This is a genomic window from Bacillus cereus group sp. MYBK139-1 (assembly GCF_051916915.1).
Classification (GTDB): domain Bacteria; phylum Bacillota; class Bacilli; order Bacillales; family Bacillaceae_G; genus Bacillus_A; species Bacillus_A pacificus.
The window spans coordinates 860,673-882,503 of sequence record NZ_JBQAHO010000001.1 but is presented as its reverse complement, the minus strand read 5'-3'; the positions used below and the strand labels follow the sequence as shown (position 1 = coordinate 882,503).

Below are 21,831 nucleotides of genomic sequence, written 5' to 3'. Positions count from 1 at the left end.
TCCCTTCTCATCGTTTTATTACACATGTAATAAAGATTGGTCTCCGATCATTTCTGATACAGTTTCAATTACTTTTTCCGGCGTTGGTAAATATAACTTTTCAAGTGGTGGCGAGAACGGAACTGGTGTATGTGGTGCTGTAATTCGTTTAATAGGTGCATCTAACAAATCGAATCCTTTATCCGCTACAATTGCCGCAATATCCGTTGCGATACTACATCTTGGATTTGCTTCATCAATAACAATAAGGCGATTTGTTTTTTCAACTGATGCTAAAATCGTATCTTCATCCAGTGGTGATAAAGAACGTGGATCAATTACTTCTACTTCAAGTCCTTTTTTCGATAATTGCTCAGCAGCTGCAAGTGCTGTATGAACTTGTTTTCCAATGGCGACGATTGTTACATCAGAACCTTCACGTTTTATATCTGCTTTACCTAATGGAATTGTATAATACCCTTCCGGCACTTCACCTTTCATATTGTAAAGTGTTTTATCTTCAAAGAAGATTACTGGGTCATCATCTTCAATTGCCGCTAATAATAAGCCTTTTGCGTCATATGGAGTAGAAGGAACGACAACTTTTATACCTGGAATGCTCGTAAATAACGCATACAAACTTTGTGAATGTTGTGCAGCTGCGCTAAAACCTGCACCATGCATCGTACGCACTGTAACTGGCACTTTCGCTTTACCACCGAACATATAGCGGAACTTTGCACCTTGGTTTAATACTTGATCAAGACAACTACCGATAAAATCATTAAACATTAATTCAGCAATCGGACGTAGTCCTGTTGCCGCAGCTGCCATTGCTGCTCCCATGTAACCCGCTTCTGAAATTGGTGTATCTAAAATACGATTTCGGCCAAATTCTTGTACAAGGCCTTTCGTAACACCGAGTACACCGCCCCATGCTTCATCATCTTGCAAGTGATCAACTTGTGCACCACCTGCAACGTCTTCTCCTATTAAAATTACGTTTTCATCACGACGCATTGAGATTTTCATCGCTTCATTAATCGCAGTTGACATACTTACTGTTCTAGTCATTATTTTTCACCCTCCTCTTATTTGTAAGAAACGTATACATCTTTTAATAACTCTTCATCCTCTGGATATGGACTATTTTCACTAAATTCAATTGATTTTTGAACCGCTTCATCTACTGCCTTTTCCATATCTACAAGCTCAGATTCAGTTAATAAAGCTTCATGAATTAAATGCTTACGGAAATTCACAATCGCATCTTTTTCATTTAAATGTTCTTCTTTTTCTTCTGAAGTTTTATACGTTTGTGCTTCACCTTCGAAATGACCGTAATTACGATATGTCATACATTCAATTATTGTTGGACCACCGCCATTACGAGCACGTTCTACTGCTTCTTCCGCTGCTTTATACACTGCAAGCAAGTCCTTTCCATCCACTTGAACACCTGGAATATTGTAAGCCTTCGCTCGATCTGCAATGGAATCACAACTTGAAGCATATTCAAATGTTGTCGCTTCACCGTAACCGTTATTTTCTGCGATAAAAATAACTGGTAATTTCCAAATCGCCGCTAAATTAACCCCTTCGTGAAATGTTCCTTCATTATTTGCTCCGTCACCGAAGAAACAAACACTTACATCTTTCGTTCCTTTATATTTAGCTGTTAATGCTGAGCCACAAGCAAGTGGAAACCCACCGCCTACAATCCCATTTGCACCAAGCATTCCTTTATCTAAATCAGCAATGTGCATGGAGCCGCCTTTACCTTTACATAACCCTGTCGCTTTCCCAAAAAGTTCAGCCATCATACCGTTTAAATCGCAACCTTTTGCGATACAATGCCCATGTCCTCTATGTGTACTTGTAATACTGTCACGATCCGTTAAGTGGGCACATACACCAACTGCTACTGCTTCTTCACCCGCGTATAAATGGACGAAACCTGGCAGCACACCTTGAGCGAACAATTCATGTACCTTATCTTCAAACTTACGAATCTCTAACATTTTTTCATACATCCAACGAGCTTGTTCTTTCGTAATTCCATTCCCTTTACTTTCAGTTGTTTTTAACATGTCCAGCCCTCCTATTTTCTTGTTCATCTTTTATATTGCAAGTACTGTGCCAAATTCTAATTCTTGATTTAATAGGGTTTCTCTTTTCTTCCAAAATAAAAAAGTGGACAAATTGAGACATCTGTCTCGTTTTGTCCACTTTTGTTCACCTAGTTTGAGAATCATTATTTTATTCATGATCAAAACTCTTCTGTAACTTCCGAATGTAAATAATTTGACCAATATGATAAGCATTATGAGTTGTGACATTTGCTAGCACTTCCCACCACTTTGCACATACTGGAAATCCAACTACATCACTTTCAACCTTTTCTTTATTTATTAGCTTTTGCCATAGTAACAGTTTCTCAAGTAGTTTTTCTCTTAATTCATCGAAAGATTGATTATCTGAAAGCATAAAACTTTTGTTATTATCACCAATAGCGGGCACGGCATTCACATTTGATTCTTTATACCTAGTTTGCCACGTTGAGTTCCAATACAGTAAATGTTGTACAATTTCAGCTATACTATTACTCTCTTCATTCGGTTTCCAGAAAGCTTCTCTCTCAGATAGATCTTTCACTGCATCTGAAAACGGAATATACCAACTAGGATCGTTTGCATTCGCTAATAACTGATCTGCTAATATATCTTTCACATGGGCCATTTTTCTTCCCTCATTTCATAAACGTATTCATACTCACTTCTCTATATACGATAAGTCCGTATAATTCCCTCTTTAAAAACCATAGAATATTGAATTAACATGAATAGCTTTCAAAGAAAGTGTAAGAATAATAGATTTTCTTATCATAACTCGTTATGATAAAAGAAAAAGAAAGCTGGCAGAAAATGAATAAACAAATCGCGGTTATTACAGGAGCTTCAAGTGGATTCGGACTATTAACTACACTCGAACTCGCAAAAAAAGATTATTTAGTTATCGCAACAATAAGAAACCTTGAAAAACAAGGAAACTTATTATCTCAAGCTACTCAACTCAACTTACAGCAAAACATAAAAATTCAACAATTAGATGTAACCGATCAAAACTCTTTACATAACTTTCAATTATTTTTAAAAGAAATAAACAAAGTGGACCTCCTCATTAATAATGCAGGATATGCCAATGGGGGCTTTGTAGAAGAAATTCCAGTAGAGGAATACCGTAAACAATTTGAAACGAACTTTTTTGGAGCTATATCAATTACTCAGCTTGTTTTACCTTATATGAGAGAACAACAAAGCGGAAAAATTATTAATATAAGCAGCATTAGTGGTCAAGTTGGATTCCCTGGTCTATCTCCTTACGTTTCTTCAAAACATGCATTAGAAGGATGGAGTGAATCCCTTCGTTTAGAAGTAAAACCGTTCGGAATAGATGTTGCTTTAGTGGAACCTGGTTCTTATAACACGAATATATGGGAAGTTGGTAAACAACTAGCTACAAACCAATCTGATACTACTTCTCCTTACAAAGAATATATGGACAAAATACAAAAACATATTAATAGCGGCAGTGATACATTTGGCAATCCGATAGATGTTGCTAATAAAATTGTAGAAATTGCTGAATCTAAGCGTACGAATTTACGATATCCGATTGGAAAAGGTGTGAAATTTATGATCTTTGCAAAGAAAATTCTTCCTTGGAGATTGTGGGAATATCTTGTTTTGAGAAGCTTTAAGAAAATGTAATTACTTTTATTGAAAACCATTTTAAAAGAGGTGCTAAACAAATGCTAGGTTTACCGTACGGGAAAGTATTTTTAGTTCCGTGGACTGAGGAATGGGAATTGGAGTTTATGAAAGAAAAACAATTCATTGAGAAACAAATTGGGAAACATATTTTAGCTATACACCATATTGGCAGTACTGCAATTCCACATTTAAGTGCAAAGCCAATTATTGATATTGCAATCGAATTAGAAGATTATAACGATGGTTTAAACTGTATTAACAAGTTAGAACTGCTAAACTATAAATATAGAAAAGATGTACTGCCTGAACGATATTATTTTAATAAAGGTGAGCCAAGAACTCATCAAATTCATATGTATGAACAAGGGAATTCATATTTAATAGAACAATTACAATTTCGAGATTACTTAATAGACAATAAAACTGCTCGTATACAGTATGAACAGTTGAAAATTCAACTTTCACAAGCTAATCCTAATGATAAACATCGATATGCAGAGGATAAAACAAATTTCGTTACATCTATTTTAGCTAAAATAAATACTTAAATAAATAAGAAACCATTTAGCGATAAATGGTTTCTTCCTTTATTAGTTATTTCATTATTTGTACTATTATTAATGAATTTATTATGTAGCAGGTGGAACGAAATAAAATAGTATCGAGAGCATCAATATAAAAGAAATCATTCCCGTTATCGAAAGTATATATTCTTTTGATTTTCTATCATATTTCCATTCCATCCATGCTCTTAAAGTCCATGATATCCCTAAATAAGTAAACATGACATAAGCCATTTTAGCATTTTCAAATTTAAACATATAATAACAACTACTTATTACATAAATAATAATAAGCCCTATTTCTAATTTTACATGTAAACTATTCACATGCTTATATCCAAAGAAGCCTCTTTTCTCCATATTTAATTTTCTTCTTAAAAACTGTTCTAAAAAGTAACCACCTATACCCAGTCCAATAATAATTAAAATTGTAGAGGTATCCATTGTTATCCCTCCAATTACTTTATATATTTTTAGAAACAAAGTGGACTATATTATGGTTATTCTCTTCTAAATAACTTACAATTCCTTCAGGATATGTTGGCTTCTCCTTTAATTCCTCTATGCTCTTCCATATTAATATAATATTCTCATGTTCTTTATGCCTTATTTCATTTGTAACCATCTCTTGAACAGTTCCCCAATGTACAATGATGTCCTTTTTCGTTGTTCCACTCGAAAATATGCTCATTTACAACAGCTAGCCCTTGGACATCAATTTTCAAATCGTATTCTTCCATTAATTCTCGTATTATCGCTTCTTTTGCTGTTTCACCAAATTCAATAGAACCTCCTGGAAAACGATAAAATGTTTCACTTAAATCACATTGTACTAGTACTTTAGAATGATCTTTATTTACAATCATTGCTTCAGCACGTAATTTAGGCATTTTCATTTTGTCTCCCCATTCATTCCATATATAATTAAATCCAATATCTATAAAAGAAAAGATTAAGCATAATTCCTGTTATTATTAATAACGGAACCGTTCCGAAAGAAATGACATATTCCCTCGATTCTTTATCAAATTTCCATTCCATATATGATTGAAAGCAGTATAAGGTTATTAAAAATAAAATGGGTAAATTACTAATATAAATAGGATTTAAAGTAGCACATATCAGCGTAACAATTATATAAGAAATGATAAGAGCCCTAGTGCCCCATTTATGAGCGTTGTTTACATATTTACTATTCCAGTCTGTTTGTTTCGGTATATTTAATTTTTTTCTCACTACTTTTTCCAAAACAACTAAGAATATGATCCATACTATTAATAAAATTCCTTTAACTAAAAACAGTGATGTCTCCTCCTTTACTTTTTATCTGGCTGATCACTCGGATAAGTAGCTTTTCCTTTATTATCATTGTCCCAACTAATAATTGTCGCACTATCGCGTCCGAATTGATGATGAACGTGCTCTAATACATGATGAACACTTTCTTCAAGTTTTATATTATTTCTATTCATATCACTATACAGATTTACAGGAGTTTCATACCGACGTTCCCCGCATTCTAATACTCCATCTGTCACCATTACAATTCGATTGTTGCCATTACGTAATTCACGAATGCCTGTTGAATAACAAGGAACAGGTAAATCAAATGTGTTTACATTTCCAATCCATTCGTAAAAATGACGTTGATTTAATGCGTATTGTCCTAATTTGTGTAATTCATCATGAAATACATACACTAAACAGTCGCCAATAGATAACCACCATATGTAGTTTTCTTTTCTTACACATAGTAAGCAAGCTGTTTCACCTTTAATTCTTTGACACTTTTCCTTAAATGAAGAAGATTGAAAGATAGTAAGAATATGATTTTCAATAGACCGGAATACTGTATCAATCGATTCATTCATCATTTCTTTTATATTTTCATATTCTTTTTGAATTGTATTTACTACTAAATCAACACTTTCTGCACTATTATGTCCATCTAATATAGCTGCACATTCCCAATCACCATTTGACCAAACTAACGCACCATCTTCGTTCTTTTTTGCTCCAGCACTTATATTCCCACCATATGTACCGAGCACGATGTCACCATATTGTTTTACTGAAACTTCGTCTAAACACATTTCACTACTTCCAACCCATGAATGTTGTCTATTATTTGTTGTATGCATATTCACTCACCATATACTTTCGTAATCTTTCGCATAGTTTTTTGATTTTTTCTGCGTCACCATAAGGCGCACCGTTCCATTTCGCTACTTCAGTCGGTGACCAAAACTCTTTTGGTGTATTTTCATAACGCGGTATGATGTGCATATGTGGTACACCATTTCCTGAAACAAAAGTGTAAATATGTTCCGCACCTTCACTTTCTTTTAGTGCTTTACTTACTCTACTTGATATAAGTCCGAACCTTTTCGCTTCTTCATCTGTTAGTTCAGCAAGACCAGGTACATGTCTTTTTATATCTATCATTACATAACCAAGATACGTTTCTTCGCTATCCCAGTGGACATGTCCAACGTAAACGAGTTCATCTTCGTAAATAGCTCCACCTGGAACTGTAATATTTCCTTTATGTTTTTCACAAATGAAGCAATTTTGTTCTTCTTGATTATTTGTTGGCATATCCATCACCATCCTTTTTATATATAATATCATAAAAAAAGGAAAAATAGGATTTATATTCCGAAAATTCATTCTTTTAATGCAACAATTTTGAATTGAATTTACACCTCATTTTTTCTTCAAAACCACAACTCCAATTATAATCCCAATCACAATTCCGATTACTAAATTATTTGTAAAATAACCTTGGACTACACCAATTACAACCCCTATACCGACGCCTATTGCCAAGGCATCATTGCTTTTTTTCTTTTTAGACAAAATAGCATCTCCTCTCATAATTTCTTCCAAAATAATATCTATTTACATGACTTCACTGTCTCCTAATATATTCGCTATTCCACTTAATAATTTCCAAAAAATGTACTTTATTACTTATACTTTTCCACCACATAATCCTCTTCTTAAGAAGAGATTTTCAAGTCGCTATTAAACAAACATATCGTTATTCATCGAAGAATTAAATCAATGAAATAAAAAAACAAGTTTTTGCGTCAGCTGACGGTTCTGTTATCGTTCGAATATAATCTATTCAAACAAAAAACACACTTTGTATAATAAAGTGTGTTTTTTGTTTATCTTCTTTTTTGATGAAATCCTTGTGTAATGCGGTCTAATATAATCGCAATGACAACAATAGCTAGTCCAGCTTCAAATCCCATTCCGATATTAACTTGTGTTACAGAGCGATATACATCAACTCCAAGACCTGGTGCTCCTACAAGCGATGCTGTTACTACCATTGATAAAGAGAGCATAATACTTTGGTTCACACCAGCCATGATCGTTCCAGTTGCGAGTGGTAATTGTACTTTAAATAATTTTTGTGATGCGGTAGAGCCAAACGCATTCGCTGCTTCTATTAAATCTTCTGGAACTTGTCTAATTCCTAAGTCAGTAAAACGAATTGTCGGTGGCATTGCAAAGATTACCGATGCAATAATCCCAGGTACTACACCTACTCCAAAAAATGTAATCGCGGGAATAAGATATACGAAAGCCGGCATTGTTTGCATAAAATCTAATGTCGGTTTTAAAAATTTTGAGAAACGTTCATTTTGAGATGCTAATATACCAATTGGAATTCCGACAATAATTGAAATAATAACAGACGTAAGTACGAGAGCTAATGTTTGCATCGTTTGTGCCCAGTAGTTAATATTCAAAATAAATAATAACCCAATCAGTGTAAAAATGACTAAAGATACTTTTCTCGTTGTGTACCAAATGAGGAAACAAAGGATGATAATCATCAATATGGCCGGTATTATTGTTAAAAAATTAGTGAGTAAATCAACGAATCCGCCGATAATATAAGAGAACCCTCGGAATAACCCTTCAAAGTGCTCATATAAACTTGCAACAAATGAGTCGACCCATTCCCCTAAAGGAATACGTGGTATACTATTCATCGTCTTTCACCTCTTCTTCAATATTACCTGCAAGAGCTTGAATGACACTTTCACGTTTAATAATTCCTCTTAACCTTTTCTTCTCATCAATTACTGGTAACGGATATTTCATCTCCGCCATTTTCGCATACGTTTCTTCCAGTAAAGTATCTAAATACACGTGTGGGATATCGGTAAGTAATAAATCAGCAATGGGCCACTGTTTTTGAACTGCTTTACTCGCATCATCTGCCGTTAATATTCCTAAAAACTCATACTTTTTGTTAACAACATACACTGTAGAAACGCCGGCATTTCTCATAATTTGAAGTGCTACACGTGGTCCACGGTCAATTAATAACGTCTCTGGTCGTTTTAATATAGATTCCGCCGTTATTACTTTTCCTAAATTCACATCCGCCACGAATTTCTCTACAAATTCATTCGCAGGACTCATCATAATTTCTTCTGGCGTTCCAATTTGGACAACTTCTCCATCTTTCATTAACGCAATTCGATCACCAATTCGAAGGGCTTCATCTAAATCATGCGTAATAAAAATAATTGTTTTTTCCATTTTATCTTGTAATTCTAACAGTTCATCTTGCATTTCTTTTCGAATCAGTGGATCTAATGCACTAAATGACTCATCCATAAGTAAAACATCCGGATCATTCGTAAGCGCTCTCGCAATGCCGACACGCTGTTGCATACCACCACTCAGTTGACTTGGATAATTATCTTTATGATGGTCTAATCCAACTAATTTCAAGGACTCTAACGCTTTTCTCTCTCGTTCCTCTACTGGAACTCCTTGTATTTCTAAACCATATGCAACATTTTGCAAAACGGTACGATGAGGGAATAGAGCGAATTTCTGAAACACCATGCTCATCTTCGTTCTTCTCACTCTTCGCAACTCTTCTTTGCCCATCGTTGCGATATCTTCTCCATCTATGTATATATGTCCCGCTGTTGGTCTAATCAGTTGGTTTAACATACGAACTAACGTCGATTTCCCGCTACCAGACAATCCCATAATAACGAAAATTTCTCCCGTATATACTTCGAACGTCGCCTTTTTTACGCCAACGTTCATTCCTGTCTCTTTCAAAATTTCCGATTTACTTTTTCCTTCTTTTAATAAGGTAAGCGCTCTTTGCGGGTGTTTCCCAAATACTTTTGTTACGTTTTCAACACGTACCTTTGTATTATCCATGTCACTACTCCTTTTCTACCCATCTATTCACATAGTGTTGCGATTTTGCAAAGAAATATTACATAAAAATAACATTTATAAGATTTCTTTAAAATTCTCGTTTCCGTTCATAATAAGAATGCTTACTTATACATTTATTTAAAAAGCAAACGTTTCTTAGGAGGTTTTTAATGAGAAAGAAAATATGGCTCATATGCCTTGCATTATTTATTACTATGATTTTCTCTTCATGTAATGCAACAAATGCAAATTCGAAAGGAAAAATTAAACTAGGTGTAACAAGTTGGAAAGAAAACATTGCAACAGCAAACATGTGGAAAGTTCTATTAGAACAAAAAGGCTACAAAGTTGAGCTTATGTATTTAGAAAAAGCGGCAATTTGGACTGGTGTTGCTCGCGGTGATGTTGATGCTAATTTAGAAGTATGGCTACCCGTTACGGATAAACCACTAAATGATCGTTATAAAGATGAAATTGTCTTAAAATCAAAATGGTATGAAGGAACCGGACTAGGTTTAGTTGTCCCTTCTTATGTGAAAAACATAAACAGCATTGAAGATCTAAATACACATAAAGATGAACTAGATAATAAAATTGTCGGAATTGAACCTGGCAGCAGTCTAATGAATTTAACAAATAAGGCGATGAAGGAATATGATATTAAACTAAAACTTGTCCAATCTTCTGAAGCGGCGATGATGAGTGAACTAAAGAAAGCATATACGAAAAAGAAACCAATCGCTGTTACGCTTTGGAATCCGCATTGGGGCTTTTCAGAATTTGATTTAAAATATTTAAAAGACCCTAAGAAAGTATATGGTGAAAAAGATGACATTTATTACTCTGTTCGTAAAGGTTTCGAAAAAGATCATCCAGATATCATAAAATACTTTGACAAATGGAAAATGAACGATGAACAGCTCGGTACATTAATGGTCGAGTTAAATAAAACGAAAGATCCCGAAGAAGCGGCGCAAAAATGGATTAAAAAGAACCAACCGTTAGTTGATAAATGGATTAAAGATTAAAAAACCAGGCTAGAGAATGAGCATATTCTCTAGCCTGGTTTATGTTATTTTTTCTCAACGACCCCATCAACAATCCCATATTCTTTAGCTTCCTCTGCTGTCATAAAATAATCTCTTTCCGTATCATGTGCTATTTTTTCGATTGGCTGTCCTGTTCTATCAGCAATAATCTTATTAATGTCATGCTTTAATTTCAATATTCTTTTTGCTGTAATTTCGATTTCTGTTGCTTGCCCTTTTACACCGCCAAGTGGCTGATGAATCATGATTTCACTATTAGGAAGCGCGAATCTTTTTCCTTTTGCACCAGCTAATAGTAAAAGGGCACCAAATGATGCAGCTAAGCCCATACAAAGCGTTTGCACATCCGGTTTAATAAGATTCATTGTATCTAATATTGCAAATCCCGCTGTCGTTGAGCCGCCAGGACTATTAATATACAGGAATATATCTTTCTCCGCGTCTTCCGCTTCTAAAAATAATAATTGCGCTACTACACTACTCGCAACCTGATCATTAATCTCTGAACCGATTATAATAATGCGGTCTTTCAATAACCTTGAATATATATCATAGGAACGTTCTCCTAATTTTGTTTGTTCTACTACATATGGAATTGCATTCATTTTAAATCCCTCCAATAATTATTATGCCGCGCAAAGCATACAACTGTAGGAAGAGGATTGTTTCACATTAAATAACAAGACTGGCTGTTTAGATGGTAACTTAGTAAAATCTATTGTCGGAAGCAGTTTCGTTAATAATTCCGGTCTCTCTTCTCGAATAGACGTTACTACAACTTCCATATCATCTGTGAATTCAACAATCTCAATCCCTTCTTCACTTACAGTTTTCAACCTATTTCTACTCCGAAACAAAGAAGCTTTTACTGCCCCTTCCGATACGGAACATACTTTAGCAATATCAGCGATACTATATTGAAAAACATCCTTTAATAATAAAATCGTGGATTGCTGTACATTTAATGAAGATAATACCTTCCCTACCATTTCATGCAAATCTGCAATATTCTCTTGTGGCTCTTCAAAAGTGATTTGTTTTCTTATTTTTTCATGAACAGACTTAGATTTCATCTGATCTAACCAACGATTTCTTGCTATTTTATAGACGAGTGTCATACAAATATCTTTATTACTATATTTTTGAAGAACTTTACAAACTGTTTCTTGGGCGAGATCTTCCCCATCCCATTTGTTTTTCGTTAAAAAAGTACAGTATCTTTTTAACTCTCCATATTGCTCAATTAAAAAATTTATATTTGAATGATTCATATCGATATGATTCTTTAAAATATGAGTAACTTTTGTGCACAAAATAACCACTCCTTTTCAGCGCTTACTTAATTAACGATTCAACAAATAAAAAAGTTACGGGGCAAATAAAAAAATTATGTTTATGTTCAATAGTTCGCGGTCATAAATATGTTATGTACCATTTTACGTGAGGAGGAATAAATTTGCCAAAATTAACAATTGAAGGTGCGGGAACTTTTGATGTAAAAGAAGGCACAAAGTTAGTATTAGCGATTGAAGATAACGGTGTAAACATTCTCCATCGCTGCGGCGGGAAAGCACGGTGCACAACTTGTAGAGTTGAAATAATAGCAGGTGATTTTTGTGAAGCGAATGCAAATGAAAAAAATGCGATTACAGAAAAAGGGATTGAAGATCATTTACGATTATCTTGTCAAATGCGTGTACATAAGGATATAGTAGTTCGTCCGGTACTTACAGTTGAAAATTCAGGTCTTGATGCTGGACCACGCCCGGCGGAGTAAATCGATGAATTTAAAACAACTCGCTGGTGAATATGCTGCGACTTTCGTAAAAGATGGAATGAAGATTGGGCTTGGTACAGGTTCTACCGTATACTGGACGATAGAAAAATTAGGTGAACGTGTAAAAGAAGGACTATCATTTCAAGCTGTCCCGACATCAAAAGAAACTGAAGTATTAGCTCAGCAACTAAATATCCCACTAATTTCATTAAACGACATACAAAGTCTTGATCTTACAATTGATGGAGCGGATGAAATTGATTCAAATTTACACCTTATAAAAGGAGGCGGTGGCGCATTACTTCGTGAAAAAATCGTTGCCTCCTCCTCTAAAGAACTACTTATCATTGCTGATGAATCAAAACTTGTAACGCATTTAGGTACTTTTCCATTACCTGTTGAAATCATACCTTTTTCATGGAAACAAACCGAAAGTAAAATTCAATCTTTAGGTTGTCAAACAACGTTACGCTTAAAAAATAATGAAACATTTATAACCGATAATAATAACATGATTATTGATTGTGTATTCCCTCATAACATAACGAATCCTGCCAATTTACACAATCATTTAAAAATGATTACTGGTGTAGTTGAAACCGGATTGTTTGTTAATATGACTAGTAAGGCGATTATTGGAACAAAAAACGGGATACAGGAATTATAATGGATGCTGACTCTTACAGTCAGCTTTTTATATTTCTCTTTACTACGTATCATTATGATATACTATGAAAATAAAAGTACATTACACTAGAAAGGGCTGAACAAATTGCACTCCAAACTCATAACAGAACTTACAGATTTAGAAACTGCCTTCTACATTCGAAAAGAAGTATTTGTAAAAGAACAAAATGTCCCTCTTGAAGACGAATTCGATACATTCGATGAAATTGGTGAGACATGTAAACATATTTTAGTTTATTATAATGAGTTTCCCGTTGGTACAGGTCGCATACGATTTGTTGATGGCACTGGTAAATTAGAACGTATTTGTATTTTAAAAGACTATCGCAAATATGGATTAGGAAAAGTAATTATTCAAGCGTTAGAAGAAATTGCTCGTGAAAAAGAATCTACAAAAGTAAAACTACACGGTCAAACACAGGCTGAAGGATTTTATAAAAAATTAGGTTATCAAACTTCTTCTGATATATTTATGGAAGACGGTATTCCACATATACTTATGACGAAAATATTATCATAATAAAAAAGGTAGTATATGAAACTACATTATGTATTCATATACTACCCTTTTTTATTAATAGAAAAATGAATTCTCAAGATGTCCTTTTGCATCAAAGCCCATTATCTCTTAGTTTATATCTTAGGAAAGCTTATACTGTTTTCCATAATGATAAGGCATAAATCCAGTTTGGGTCCCCATTTCCTTTATAACTCTGGACTGCTTCATATACTTTTCCCTCGTATAGAACTCTATCTCCCTTTTCATATGCTTTCGTTGCATTCCATTCTTCATATGAAGCGCTTTCAGTTTTTGTAGTAATTGTGAATATATCACTCTGTACAGATTCATTTCCAGCTACATCAACAGCTTTTACTACATATTTATAAGTAGTATTAGAGAGTAAATTTTTATCCATATAAGAAGTCGTATTGGATGTTGCAATCTTTTTCATTGATCCTTCTTCTTCTCTATAAATATCGTAATGGTCTACACCAATGTTATCGTCAGAAGGACTCCACATTAGATCCACACTTGAAGATGTTGTTCCCATACTATGTAATCCTTTTGGTTGTGTTGGTGCTTCTGTATCGGGAGCCTCAACTGCCGTTTTTACTGTAAGCTTTGCACTTTCTTTCGAAGCATTTCCAGCTGCGTCAATTGCTTTTACAGTATAAGAATATTCCGTGCTTGGTTGTAATTTTTTATCAATAAAATGCGTGCCCGGTACTGTATCGATCATTTCTCCGTTACGGAAGATTTGATATCCTTTTACCCCTACATTATCCGTAGAATCGTTCCAAGCTAGTTCTATACTATTCGCTGTTACTTTTTGTGCCTGAATTCCATTTGGAATACTTGGAGCCTCCGTATCTGGTTTTATGTCATTTATGAGATTAACATCAATAACATTATAGAATGCATTTGCTGTATCAGCTACATCCCATACTGCTAAAATCACATGATATCCACTACGATCAGTAGGCACATTGATTTTGTGCGTTAAATGATTTGAAGCCGCAGAACCATCATGTTGTACAGTTCCAATTGGTTCAAAATCTGCTCTTGTTAGCGCTTTATTTGGGTTCCATCCTTTTTTAGTAATATAGTAATGCCATTTGCTCGTTAAGTGAGGCGCTGTATACTTCCAAGTAAATGTATTTTCTCCACCAGTGATTGTATTTTTAAACCAACGATCTGCTGTTTGTTGATCTAAAATACCACCAAATTTGCCGCCTGCAGAAGCAATTTTTCCATCAATTGGGCCAGCTTGTGGAAATCCTTTTGGAGCTTCTAAACTTTGTGGTTCATACATAATACTTCCGCAATTTACATTCAGTGCACCATAGGTTGGGCTACATAAAGCAGATCGGCTGCCAGGTTTTTCAACAAAACCGTGCGCGTATGCGTTTTGAGGAATAAGTGTTGTGCCAATAATTCCAGCTGTTAACGCAACAGCTCCTAGACTTTTTTTGTTCATTTTCATGTTTTGTAGTTGTTTTAATAATCGATTATTCATATTCCTGTCCCTTTCTTGTTATACTTTGTAGTGTAATGTGGGCTTCGATGTAAAAGAATAACAAGAGACAATCTTGCATCGATGTATGTGTTACTTATGCATACACCGCAGTGAAAATATATTTCTTTTTATGTGAAATATTTCACTTAATGAATATATCATGACATAGAAATCACCAAAACATGTGCAGAAGTTGTGCAGAAACTGTGAAAGCATTACTAACATGTAAAACTATGGCCAGAATTTATAAAACAAGATATTTAATCTTTCAAAACAATTGATTCTCCGCTTCATATAACAGAAGAGTGTCTATATTATTTCATATAGACACTCTTCTCATGTATAATATTCCATTTATTACTGACCTATAAATGTAAAAATCTCATTAGTAGCTTCCTTATAGCCACCAGATTTCCGGAAAGACTCCTTCAAATGCAATGCAGCTTCTTTATATGATGGATTATTTAATACAAGTTCTACACTTTCACGTAGTTGTTCTACAGTTAATTCTTTCATAGATAACTTAATCCCAACTCCTAGATTCTCTACTTGCTTTGCAATTACTGGCTGATCTGCACTTTGCGGAATTACAATGAGTGGAATCCCGTTATTTAATCCTTCATGTGTACTGTTCATTCCGCCATGTGTAATAAACAACTTTGTATATGCAAGTAGTTTCGTTTGTGGCACATAATTTTTTACAATGAAGTTTTTAGGAATTTCACCTAAATCACTTATGTTCGTTTTATTACCAATAGACATCACAATTGTATGATCACTATTCTCGAACGCCTTCATACAAAGTTTATAAAAATCAAGCGCTTCATTAAAAACAGTGCCTAGCGAAATGTAAATCGGGCTTTTTTCTTCAATTGAAGTAAAATCAAAGTCTTCATTTTTTACTTGTGCAGAAATAGATGGGCCTACAAATTTATATGTTTCATTAAACGTATCACCGAAAGGTTGAAACTCTTTAACCGTATACACAATAGTGAGTGGTGCTGGGTTACAAAAAACTTCATACGGTGAGTTTATTTCAACACCATATTTTTCTGAAATTCCTTTTGTTAAGCGTTCAAAATCATTATGTATGTTATCTTGAACTTCCACTGGTATATTTTTAGACAAGTGATCTAACATTTGTTCAAATGATCTTTCATCCTGCGCAAAAGATGTACAAGAATTTATTGCTGGAAGCTTTAAAATTTGAGCAATTAAACGACCGCACCCAAACATCGAATCGTGAATGATGTAATCAAACTGCTCTCCTTCAATTTGCTCTAGAACACTAGGTATTACAACATCTGCTGTATATAAGAGACCATTTATTCTTTCTTGCAAATAATTTCGACCGCCGGAAAGAAATGCTTTTATAAATCTTTGGTCGTCAATTGTTCTTACAATAGCCCCTGTTTTTTCAATACGTTCTCTGAAAGCTTCTATTGAAAAATAAACCACCTCTTCCCCGCGTGAAACTAATTCTTCTACAACTTGCAACGTTGGATTTATATGTCCTTCTGATCCAGCATTAATGAATAAAACACGTGCCACTTAAAACACTCCTTAATTTAAATCTTCTCTACATTATTTTGCTCTTATAATTCTTCTAAATGGACTTAGCGAGCCTAAATCCAAGGTCATCTATGTAAAATGTTGGATGACTACGGCGACGACAAGTCGCGCCACAACCTCTAGCTTCTTCAGCCCAACTACCACCTCGAAAAATCCGGTATGATCCATACACCTTTTCATCATACAAATCATAGCACCATTCCCAAACGTTCCCTAACATATCATACAAGCCCCATGCATTCGGCTCTTTTTTACCGATGTCTTGAATTTGTCCGTTTGAATTTTCATTATACCAAGCAATCTTTTTCAGTTCACCGTATATGTATCCAGTAGTTCCTGCTTTACACGCATATTGCCACTCTGCTTCTGAAGGTAATCGGTACCCATTTGAATCTAAATTACAACTAACAATTTGACCACCGTCATTAATAGAATAATATTCTTTTAACCCCGCTTTTTTTGAAAGTAGATTACAAAACATAATGGCATCATTCCATGAGATATTTACAACTGGTTTGTTTTTATCTTTGGATAAATTTGATGTACGATTCGTAATCGTATCATACAATTCCATCGTTACAACATACTTTGCAAGAAGAAACGAATTAACTTGGACTTTCCATTCTTTCTTTATTCGATCATCTCTTAATTCTACTTTTCCTGCTGGAATTTTCACCATATTAGAATCAACTAGCCTAATAAATCTATCCAATTCTATACCCCCAGGTTATTTCTTTTTATAATCTAACTATTTATAGCATTGTACTTCTCTAAAAATAGTCTTACTTCATTTGTAGATTTTAAAATAATAACATCTTTATCCTTACTCAATTGATTTAACTTCTTTAAAATTGTAGGTCGCTTCGTCTTAGGATATTCCCATATCCATTTAAAAAATTGCAAATCAAATCTTTCCTTACATCCCGCGCCCATATCCGGTCTTGTTTTATTCCGATATTGTACAACTCTTTTAAAAGCACGAGAAACACATATTGTTCTATGAATATCAAGAAAGATAATTGTATCCGCTGCGTTCATTCTGATGTCCATTGTCCCGCCATAATTCCCATCAATAATCCACTCATCTTCTTTAACTAATTCATTTTGAACCTTTCTTTGCTCCTCTTTCGAAACACCCTCCCAATTCGGTTTCCAAAATAACGCATCAAGATGATGTACTTTAATATTTAATTTATTTCCTAACTGCCTTGCTAATGTAGATTTCCCTGAACCACCAGAACCTATTAATATAATTTTTTTCATATTTGTACACTCCTTTCTATTAATTCTTCAATAGTTTCTTTATTAGCAAAAATCCTGAAAAACATCTCTTCATTTAACTTTAATAAATCCCCCCATTTAAACTCACTTATTTCTTCCATAAAATCAACTCAAAAAGAAATCCTATTCCAACACCAATTGTGTAAGCCACTAAATCACTCCACAAAAACCCATAACCTAACACGAGTCCACCTAAAGTCGTTGCACGAATACTATCTATCCATTCGGCATGGTACAATTGGCTCACTTCAATCCCGTAGCAAAACATTAAACTAATAAAAGCCAATTTCTTCGTTTCTATTTTAGGAAATAAAAATCCGAATCCAATGAAAATCATTAACGCCCATAAAGCATCACCTAAATAATCATTTAATAGAGCCGGCAGCGCAAAAGCAAACTTTCTTGAACTAAGCCCTAAAATAATAACAAGGATTGTAAACATTGCGTATAGTAATCTATTTCGTTTCGTATTCATTTCAAAACTCCTATTTCATCATTTAAAACTGCAAAATAGCTAGTAAAATATAATCATTTTACTAGCTATTTATTAACTGCTTTAACAATAAGAAAATGTGGATTTGTATTTAAATAATGATAAGATTTTTCATTTACTTCCTTCATCTTTTCAACGGGCCTCGGTTCAACCATTTTTTCTAACACAAAACAATTTGTTGTTTCATTAATAATGTCTTGAAGTGACCTTCTAAAAAATTCAACTTCAATTGTAATATCTGGTTTAACCCAAGTATCTACTAATAATTGTTTTTCGAAATAATTTTTACAAGTAAACTTTGTAAAATCCATAAAAGGATGATGAATGGAGTATATAAATTCTCCACCTGGCTTCAGTACGCGACGAAACTCCTGAAATACTTGATTCCAATTTTCTAAATAATGAAGGGTTAACGAACTTACAATTACATCAAAAGTATGATCTTCAAACGGTAATATTTCTTGCAAGTCATGACAAAGAAACGTTGCCTTATCACCCATACTTTCCTTTGCAGCTTTTACCATTTCAGAACTTACATCAATTGCAGTAACATTTGCTCCACTTTCTACAAATTGAGAAGTATACCATCCAGCTGCACACCCAGCATCTAGTACGCTCTTCCCTTCTAATTTCTTTGGAATCATCTCCATCATCGCTGGTCTTTCATAATAGCTGTTATATGGATTTGCCACATCTAGATTTTCTTTATATGTACTCGCTAATTTATCATATGTATCTTTAATCGTGTCTTTCAATACACCCACCCCTTATACATATTAATCTAATAACTCTTGCTGCTTTTTCTTTGAAAATGACTGCAGAACTAAATCATACGACCAATCAATCATCTTATTAATTTGCACCTGTTCCACATCTTTATGTATATACACTGTATTCCAATGTCTTTTATTCATATGATACCCTGGAATGATTGTTTCTGGATACTCTTCTCTTAATCTTAGCGCAAGTTCTGGATCACATTTTAATGTTATTGCCGCTTTTTCGCCTTCTTCATGGTTCAATATCGCAAAGATTTTATTATTAAGTCTCATACATGTTGCATTCCAACCATCAGGAGAATCTTCTGTCGCTTTTCTTTTCGATAAACAATATGCTCTTGTTACCTTCATTCTAATTCTCACCTCATATTTCTTTCACTATTTGATTACGATGCATCACAATTTGGTTCGTCGCTTGAAGTTGCTGTTGACCATAAAACTTTATAAGTTTCTCTCCACAAAATAGGCTCACAATATCGATATGAGATATCTCTTCAAGCAACATTGTAAGCATCTTCTCACCAATACCTTTATTTCTTACACTCTCATGCACAACAACATCTTCTAAGTACGCTCGAAAAACACCGTCTGAAACAACTCTAGCAAAACCAATTAACTCATTTTCTTTCCATACCCCAATTGCTATACTGTTTTTTAACATTTTTTTGAATATCGATTTCTTTTCTTTCTGGCCACCAACCGACAGAATCGTAAAGCCTCTTTAATTTTTCTGAACAGATTGGTTTCTCATCTTGTAATTTATACGTATACATTTTCTTTCTCCCATTTAACATAATATAAATTATTATAAATGATTTTATAAATTTATAATATGGATTTTACAATTGCAATATAAACAATTCTCTAATACCTTTCCTATCCCCTCTATTAAGTTAGATTATTTCAAATTAATGAATTTATGGAAATACAAAGAAACTAATAAAATATTTACCTATTAAACTTTGAATTACTTGTAAGAAATGGTAAAGTTAATAAGGTAAAAAATACATTAAGTGAGGCGATTTTTTGAAAAAGTTTAGTTTATTACTAACAGCATTTGTCATGATTTTAACATTGTTCATTCCAAATCTTACAAGTGCTAAAGCTTTCCCAGATGTCCAATCTAATCATTGGGCAATTAAGGAAATTAACTATTTATCGGATAAAGGTATCATTAAAGGTACACCAGAAGGAACTTTTAAACCGGGTGATGATGTAACTCGTGGACAAATGGCCTTAATGCTAGATTTATCATTAAAATTAGAAAAACCATCTAGCTATAATCATATTTTTTCCGATGTAGCCAAAGGTATCTATTACTATGATTCTGTACATAAGTTAGCACATAATAACATTGTACAACGTGAAATAAACTATTTCCCTGACCGTTCATTAACTCGTGCAGAAATGGCAGTAGTTTTAGTTAAAACTTTTAATTTGAAACCTACAGGTGCAGACGTCAATTTCCCTGATGTTCCATCTAATCATTGGGGTTACAATTATGTCAAAATTTTAGCTCAAAATAATATTACAGCTGGATTTCCTGATGGTACATTTGGTCCAGATGTAAAAGTAACTCGTGAACAGTTCGCTGCATTTTTAGCTCGTGTATTAGAACCTAGTTTCCGTCCGGCTCTTCCTAAGCCTAAAGGCGAGTTAGAAGTTCATTATATTGATGTAGGACAAGGTGATGCTACTTTTATTAAATCTCCAGGTGGCGAAACAATCCTTATTGATGGTGGTAACAACGGAAAAGGTAAAGTAGTAGCAAATTATTTAAAAGGATTAGGATTCCAAACTATCGATTATATGATTGCCACTCATCCTGATGCCGATCATGTAGGCGGATTGGATGAAGTACTTTATGCTATGAATGTAAAAAACGTTTACGCACCTAAAGTAAGCCATACGACACAAACGTTTAAAGACTTTTTAACTGCAGTAGCTAACAAAGGGTTAACTATTAAAGAAGCGAAGTCTGGGGTAACTTTACCAATCAATGGTTTAAACTCACAATTTTTAGCTCCTGTTAAAGAATACGGTAACGATCTAAATGAGTGGAGTGCTGTATTAAAAGTAACACATGGCAGCAAATCTTTCTTATTTACTGGTGATGCTGAATCTAAAAGTGAAAAAGATATGCTTGCAACATATGGTTCTAACCTAAAATCTGATGTATTAAAACCTGGTCACCATGGAAGTAAGACTTCTTCTTCTCAACCATTTTTAGATGCAGTGAAACCAAGTATCGCTGTGATCAGTGCAGGTGCAGGTAACCGATATGGCCATCCCACACAGGAAACTTTAGCAAAGTTAAATGCAATGTCTGTTAAAGTATACAGAACTGATTTAAACGGAACTGTAATTATTACTAGTAATGGTTCTAACATTTCTGTAAGAGCGGAGAGATAATTATGAAAAGAGGTATTATTGACCGTTTTGAAGGCGAACTAGTAGTTATTGAAGTGAATAACGTAACAATTGATGTACCTAAATCCAAACTCCCTTCCACTGCAAAAGAGGGTGATGTTCTTATAATAGAGGATGATACATATACAATTGATAAGGAAGAAACAGATAAAAGAAGACGTGAAATACAAGATTTAATGAATAAGCTATTTGAATAGTAAAAAAAGAAAATCCTTGTAATAC

General features: G+C 34.0%; 27 protein-coding genes and 3 pseudogenes. 8 read left to right on the top strand and 22 right to left on the bottom strand.

Annotated elements, in window-relative coordinates; genetic code table 11:
• Positions 1 to 18: 18 nt before the first annotated feature.
• The 3 genes from acoB to ACTFRS_RS04500 all read right to left on the bottom strand — a co-directional run bounded on the left by acoB (position 19) and on the right by ACTFRS_RS04500 (position 2,718).
• Positions 19 to 1,053 (bottom strand): acetoin:2,6-dichlorophenolindophenol oxidoreductase subunit beta, encoded by a 1,035-nt coding sequence (gene acoB, locus ACTFRS_RS04510; RefSeq protein WP_000198893.1) that lies wholly within the window; start codon positions 1,051 to 1,053, stop codon positions 19 to 21.
• A gap of 17 nt (positions 1,054 to 1,070) precedes the next feature.
• A complete protein-coding gene (gene acoA, locus ACTFRS_RS04505) occupies positions 1,071 to 2,069 on the bottom strand; it encodes an acetoin:2,6-dichlorophenolindophenol oxidoreductase subunit alpha (RefSeq protein ID WP_000921303.1) in 999 nt (332 codons plus the stop codon).
• Between the two features lie 169 nt (positions 2,070 to 2,238).
• Positions 2,239 to 2,718: a DinB family protein gene (locus ACTFRS_RS04500; protein ID WP_139865800.1), complete on the bottom strand. Its 480-nt coding sequence runs from the start codon at positions 2,716 to 2,718 to the stop codon at positions 2,239 to 2,241.
• A gap of 185 nt (positions 2,719 to 2,903) precedes the next feature.
• On the opposite strand from ACTFRS_RS04500, the gene ACTFRS_RS04495 reads away from it, so the two are divergent.
• Both ACTFRS_RS04495 and ACTFRS_RS04490 read left to right on the top strand, forming a co-directional pair.
• Complete coding sequence (locus ACTFRS_RS04495) at positions 2,904 to 3,749, top strand: oxidoreductase (protein WP_240795781.1); 846 nt, start codon at positions 2,904 to 2,906, stop codon at positions 3,747 to 3,749.
• Between the two features lie 41 nt (positions 3,750 to 3,790).
• Entirely contained in the window at positions 3,791 to 4,300 is a 510-nt protein-coding gene (locus ACTFRS_RS04490) for a GrpB family protein (protein ID WP_139865802.1), read from the top strand.
• Between the two features lie 81 nt (positions 4,301 to 4,381).
• Here ACTFRS_RS04490 and ACTFRS_RS04485 read toward each other — a convergent pair whose 3' ends face one another.
• The 8 genes and pseudogenes from ACTFRS_RS04485 to ACTFRS_RS04450 all read right to left on the bottom strand — a co-directional run bounded on the left by ACTFRS_RS04485 (position 4,382) and on the right by ACTFRS_RS04450 (position 9,523).
• Positions 4,382 to 4,759 carry a DUF4181 domain-containing protein gene (locus tag ACTFRS_RS04485; RefSeq protein ID WP_440024141.1) on the bottom strand — a complete coding sequence of 126 codons (378 nt, stop codon included), beginning with the start codon at positions 4,757 to 4,759 and terminating at the stop codon, positions 4,382 to 4,384.
• A gap of 19 nt (positions 4,760 to 4,778) precedes the next feature.
• Positions 4,779 to 5,211, bottom strand: a pseudogene (locus ACTFRS_RS04480) (NUDIX domain-containing protein).
• Between the two features lie 28 nt (positions 5,212 to 5,239).
• Positions 5,240 to 5,563 (bottom strand): DUF4181 domain-containing protein, encoded by a 324-nt coding sequence (locus ACTFRS_RS04475; RefSeq protein WP_087953478.1) that lies wholly within the window; start codon positions 5,561 to 5,563, stop codon positions 5,240 to 5,242.
• 68 nt (positions 5,564 to 5,631) lie between these two features.
• Positions 5,632 to 6,456, bottom strand: a complete 825-nt coding sequence (locus ACTFRS_RS04470; protein ID WP_440024143.1) for a PP2C family serine/threonine-protein phosphatase — start codon at positions 6,454 to 6,456, stop codon at positions 5,632 to 5,634.
• Positions 6,440 to 6,919 carry an HIT family protein gene (locus ACTFRS_RS04465; RefSeq protein ID WP_440024145.1) on the bottom strand — a complete coding sequence of 160 codons (480 nt, stop codon included), beginning with the start codon at positions 6,917 to 6,919 and terminating at the stop codon, positions 6,440 to 6,442. The genes ACTFRS_RS04470 and ACTFRS_RS04465 overlap by 17 nt, the downstream gene beginning before the upstream one ends.
• A gap of 102 nt (positions 6,920 to 7,021) precedes the next feature.
• Positions 7,022 to 7,192, bottom strand: coding sequence for a septum formation initiator (locus ACTFRS_RS04460; protein ID WP_440024609.1), 171 nt, complete (start codon positions 7,190 to 7,192; stop codon positions 7,022 to 7,024).
• A 296-nt stretch (positions 7,193 to 7,488) separates the two neighbouring features.
• The gene (locus tag ACTFRS_RS04455; RefSeq protein ID WP_001084762.1) at positions 7,489 to 8,325 is read right to left on the bottom strand and encodes an ABC transporter permease; all 837 of its coding nucleotides are present in this window, start codon (positions 8,323 to 8,325) and stop codon (positions 7,489 to 7,491) included.
• Positions 8,318 to 9,523, bottom strand: coding sequence for a quaternary amine ABC transporter ATP-binding protein (locus ACTFRS_RS04450; protein ID WP_000370623.1), 1,206 nt, complete (start codon positions 9,521 to 9,523; stop codon positions 8,318 to 8,320). The genes ACTFRS_RS04455 and ACTFRS_RS04450 overlap by 8 nt, the downstream gene beginning before the upstream one ends.
• A gap of 170 nt (positions 9,524 to 9,693) precedes the next feature.
• On the opposite strand from ACTFRS_RS04450, the gene ACTFRS_RS04445 reads away from it, so the two are divergent.
• Positions 9,694 to 10,551: a glycine betaine ABC transporter substrate-binding protein gene (locus tag ACTFRS_RS04445; RefSeq protein ID WP_440024147.1), complete on the top strand. Its 858-nt coding sequence runs from the start codon at positions 9,694 to 9,696 to the stop codon at positions 10,549 to 10,551.
• A gap of 44 nt (positions 10,552 to 10,595) precedes the next feature.
• Here ACTFRS_RS04445 and clpP read toward each other — a convergent pair whose 3' ends face one another.
• Together clpP and ACTFRS_RS04435 are read right to left on the bottom strand one after the other, a co-directional pair.
• Positions 10,596 to 11,177 carry an ATP-dependent Clp endopeptidase proteolytic subunit ClpP gene (clpP, locus tag ACTFRS_RS04440; protein ID WP_001992188.1) on the bottom strand — a complete coding sequence of 194 codons (582 nt, stop codon included), beginning with the start codon at positions 11,175 to 11,177 and terminating at the stop codon, positions 10,596 to 10,598.
• A 21-nt stretch (positions 11,178 to 11,198) separates the two neighbouring features.
• Entirely contained in the window at positions 11,199 to 11,885 is a 687-nt protein-coding gene (locus tag ACTFRS_RS04435; RefSeq protein WP_431084653.1) for an RNA polymerase subunit sigma-70, read from the bottom strand.
• A 143-nt stretch (positions 11,886 to 12,028) separates the two neighbouring features.
• On the opposite strand from ACTFRS_RS04435, the gene ACTFRS_RS04430 reads away from it, so the two are divergent.
• The 3 genes from ACTFRS_RS04430 to ACTFRS_RS04420 all read left to right on the top strand — a co-directional run bounded on the left by ACTFRS_RS04430 (position 12,029) and on the right by ACTFRS_RS04420 (position 13,556).
• Positions 12,029 to 12,349 carry a 2Fe-2S iron-sulfur cluster-binding protein gene (locus ACTFRS_RS04430; protein ID WP_139865810.1) on the top strand — a complete coding sequence of 107 codons (321 nt, stop codon included), beginning with the start codon at positions 12,029 to 12,031 and terminating at the stop codon, positions 12,347 to 12,349.
• Positions 12,350 to 12,353: 4 nt separating this feature from the next.
• Complete coding sequence (rpiA, locus tag ACTFRS_RS04425) at positions 12,354 to 13,016, top strand: ribose 5-phosphate isomerase A (RefSeq protein WP_001050000.1); 663 nt, start codon at positions 12,354 to 12,356, stop codon at positions 13,014 to 13,016.
• Positions 13,017 to 13,121: 105 nt separating this feature from the next.
• Positions 13,122 to 13,556, top strand: a complete 435-nt coding sequence (locus ACTFRS_RS04420) for a GNAT family N-acetyltransferase (RefSeq protein ID WP_139865811.1) — start codon at positions 13,122 to 13,124, stop codon at positions 13,554 to 13,556.
• 130 nt (positions 13,557 to 13,686) lie between these two features.
• Here the strand turns inward: ACTFRS_RS04420 and ACTFRS_RS04415 are convergent, their stop codons facing one another.
• The 9 genes and pseudogenes from ACTFRS_RS04415 to ACTFRS_RS04375 form a co-directional block, all read right to left on the bottom strand.
• Positions 13,687 to 15,054 (bottom strand): lytic polysaccharide monooxygenase, encoded by a 1,368-nt coding sequence (locus ACTFRS_RS04415; RefSeq protein WP_440024151.1) that lies wholly within the window; start codon positions 15,052 to 15,054, stop codon positions 13,687 to 13,689.
• Positions 15,055 to 15,411: 357 nt separating this feature from the next.
• Positions 15,412 to 16,605 (bottom strand): macrolide family glycosyltransferase, encoded by a 1,194-nt coding sequence (locus ACTFRS_RS04410; RefSeq protein WP_440024153.1) that lies wholly within the window; start codon positions 16,603 to 16,605, stop codon positions 15,412 to 15,414.
• Positions 16,606 to 16,660: 55 nt separating this feature from the next.
• Positions 16,661 to 17,305, bottom strand: a complete 645-nt coding sequence (locus ACTFRS_RS04405; RefSeq protein WP_396022954.1) for a formylglycine-generating enzyme family protein — start codon at positions 17,303 to 17,305, stop codon at positions 16,661 to 16,663.
• Between the two features lie 65 nt (positions 17,306 to 17,370).
• The gene (locus tag ACTFRS_RS04400; RefSeq protein ID WP_139865815.1) at positions 17,371 to 17,889 is read right to left on the bottom strand and encodes a DNA topology modulation protein; all 519 of its coding nucleotides are present in this window, start codon (positions 17,887 to 17,889) and stop codon (positions 17,371 to 17,373) included.
• Positions 17,886 to 17,978, bottom strand: a pseudogene (locus tag ACTFRS_RS04395) (aminoglycoside phosphotransferase); the annotation flags it as partial. The gene ACTFRS_RS04400 and the pseudogene ACTFRS_RS04395, both read right to left, overlap by 4 nt.
• Positions 17,979 to 17,995: 17 nt before the next feature.
• A complete protein-coding gene (locus ACTFRS_RS04390) occupies positions 17,996 to 18,382 on the bottom strand; it encodes a DUF2809 domain-containing protein (protein ID WP_440024155.1) in 387 nt (128 codons plus the stop codon).
• Positions 18,383 to 18,447: 65 nt separating this feature from the next.
• Entirely contained in the window at positions 18,448 to 19,155 is a 708-nt protein-coding gene (locus ACTFRS_RS04385; protein WP_440024157.1) for a class I SAM-dependent methyltransferase, read from the bottom strand.
• 21 nt (positions 19,156 to 19,176) lie between these two features.
• Positions 19,177 to 19,530 carry an MmcQ/YjbR family DNA-binding protein gene (locus ACTFRS_RS04380; protein ID WP_139865818.1) on the bottom strand — a complete coding sequence of 118 codons (354 nt, stop codon included), beginning with the start codon at positions 19,528 to 19,530 and terminating at the stop codon, positions 19,177 to 19,179.
• Positions 19,531 to 19,543: 13 nt separating this feature from the next.
• Positions 19,544 to 19,952, bottom strand: a pseudogene (locus tag ACTFRS_RS04375) (GNAT family N-acetyltransferase).
• Positions 19,953 to 20,205: 253 nt separating this feature from the next.
• Here ACTFRS_RS04375 and ACTFRS_RS04370 point away from each other — a divergent pair.
• Together ACTFRS_RS04370 and ACTFRS_RS04365 are read left to right on the top strand one after the other, a co-directional pair.
• Positions 20,206 to 21,591, top strand: a complete 1,386-nt coding sequence (locus ACTFRS_RS04370) for an S-layer homology domain-containing protein (protein WP_139865819.1) — start codon at positions 20,206 to 20,208, stop codon at positions 21,589 to 21,591.
• A 2-nt stretch (positions 21,592 to 21,593) separates the two neighbouring features.
• Positions 21,594 to 21,806, top strand: coding sequence for a DUF3006 domain-containing protein (locus ACTFRS_RS04365; RefSeq protein WP_242293375.1), 213 nt, complete (start codon positions 21,594 to 21,596; stop codon positions 21,804 to 21,806).
• Positions 21,807 to 21,831 lie beyond the last annotated feature (25 nt).

Excerpts from the sequence above, each read along its gene's own strand:
- ACTFRS_RS04415 (WP_440024151.1), bottom strand. The coding sequence starts at position 15,054 with ATGAATAATCGATTATTAAAACAACTACAAAACATGAAAATGAACAAA.
- ACTFRS_RS04445 (WP_440024147.1), top strand. The coding sequence starts at position 9,694 with ATGAGAAAGAAAATATGGCTCATATGCCTTGCATTATTTATTACTATG.
- clpP (WP_001992188.1), bottom strand. The coding sequence starts at position 11,177 with ATGAATGCAATTCCATATGTAGTAGAACAAACAAAATTAGGAGAACGT.
- ACTFRS_RS04490 (WP_139865802.1), top strand. The coding sequence starts at position 3,791 with ATGCTAGGTTTACCGTACGGGAAAGTATTTTTAGTTCCGTGGACTGAG.
- ACTFRS_RS04485 (WP_440024141.1), bottom strand. The coding sequence starts at position 4,759 with ATGGATACCTCTACAATTTTAATTATTATTGGACTGGGTATAGGTGGT.
- ACTFRS_RS04465 (WP_440024145.1), bottom strand. The coding sequence starts at position 6,919 with ATGGATATGCCAACAAATAATCAAGAAGAACAAAATTGCTTCATTTGT.
- ACTFRS_RS04455 (WP_001084762.1), bottom strand. The coding sequence starts at position 8,325 with ATGAATAGTATACCACGTATTCCTTTAGGGGAATGGGTCGACTCATTT.
- ACTFRS_RS04500 (WP_139865800.1), bottom strand. The coding sequence starts at position 2,718 with ATGGCCCATGTGAAAGATATATTAGCAGATCAGTTATTAGCGAATGCA.
- ACTFRS_RS04390 (WP_440024155.1), bottom strand. The coding sequence starts at position 18,382 with ATGAATACGAAACGAAATAGATTACTATACGCAATGTTTACAATCCTT.
- ACTFRS_RS04380 (WP_139865818.1), bottom strand. The coding sequence starts at position 19,530 with ATGAAGGTAACAAGAGCATATTGTTTATCGAAAAGAAAAGCGACAGAA.
- acoB (WP_000198893.1), bottom strand. The coding sequence starts at position 1,053 with ATGACTAGAACAGTAAGTATGTCAACTGCGATTAATGAAGCGATGAAA.
- ACTFRS_RS04450 (WP_000370623.1), bottom strand. The coding sequence starts at position 9,523 with ATGGATAATACAAAGGTACGTGTTGAAAACGTAACAAAAGTATTTGGG.
- acoA (WP_000921303.1), bottom strand. The coding sequence starts at position 2,069 with ATGTTAAAAACAACTGAAAGTAAAGGGAATGGAATTACGAAAGAACAA.
- ACTFRS_RS04400 (WP_139865815.1), bottom strand. The coding sequence starts at position 17,889 with ATGAAAAAAATTATATTAATAGGTTCTGGTGGTTCAGGGAAATCTACA.
- ACTFRS_RS04405 (WP_396022954.1), bottom strand. The coding sequence starts at position 17,305 with ATGGTGAAAATTCCAGCAGGAAAAGTAGAATTAAGAGATGATCGAATA.
- ACTFRS_RS04460 (WP_440024609.1), bottom strand. The coding sequence starts at position 7,192 with ATGAGAGGAGATGCTATTTTGTCTAAAAAGAAAAAAAGCAATGATGCC.
- ACTFRS_RS04495 (WP_240795781.1), top strand. The coding sequence starts at position 2,904 with ATGAATAAACAAATCGCGGTTATTACAGGAGCTTCAAGTGGATTCGGA.
- ACTFRS_RS04365 (WP_242293375.1), top strand. The coding sequence starts at position 21,594 with ATGAAAAGAGGTATTATTGACCGTTTTGAAGGCGAACTAGTAGTTATT.
- ACTFRS_RS04470 (WP_440024143.1), bottom strand. The coding sequence starts at position 6,456 with ATGCATACAACAAATAATAGACAACATTCATGGGTTGGAAGTAGTGAA.
- rpiA (WP_001050000.1), top strand. The coding sequence starts at position 12,354 with ATGAATTTAAAACAACTCGCTGGTGAATATGCTGCGACTTTCGTAAAA.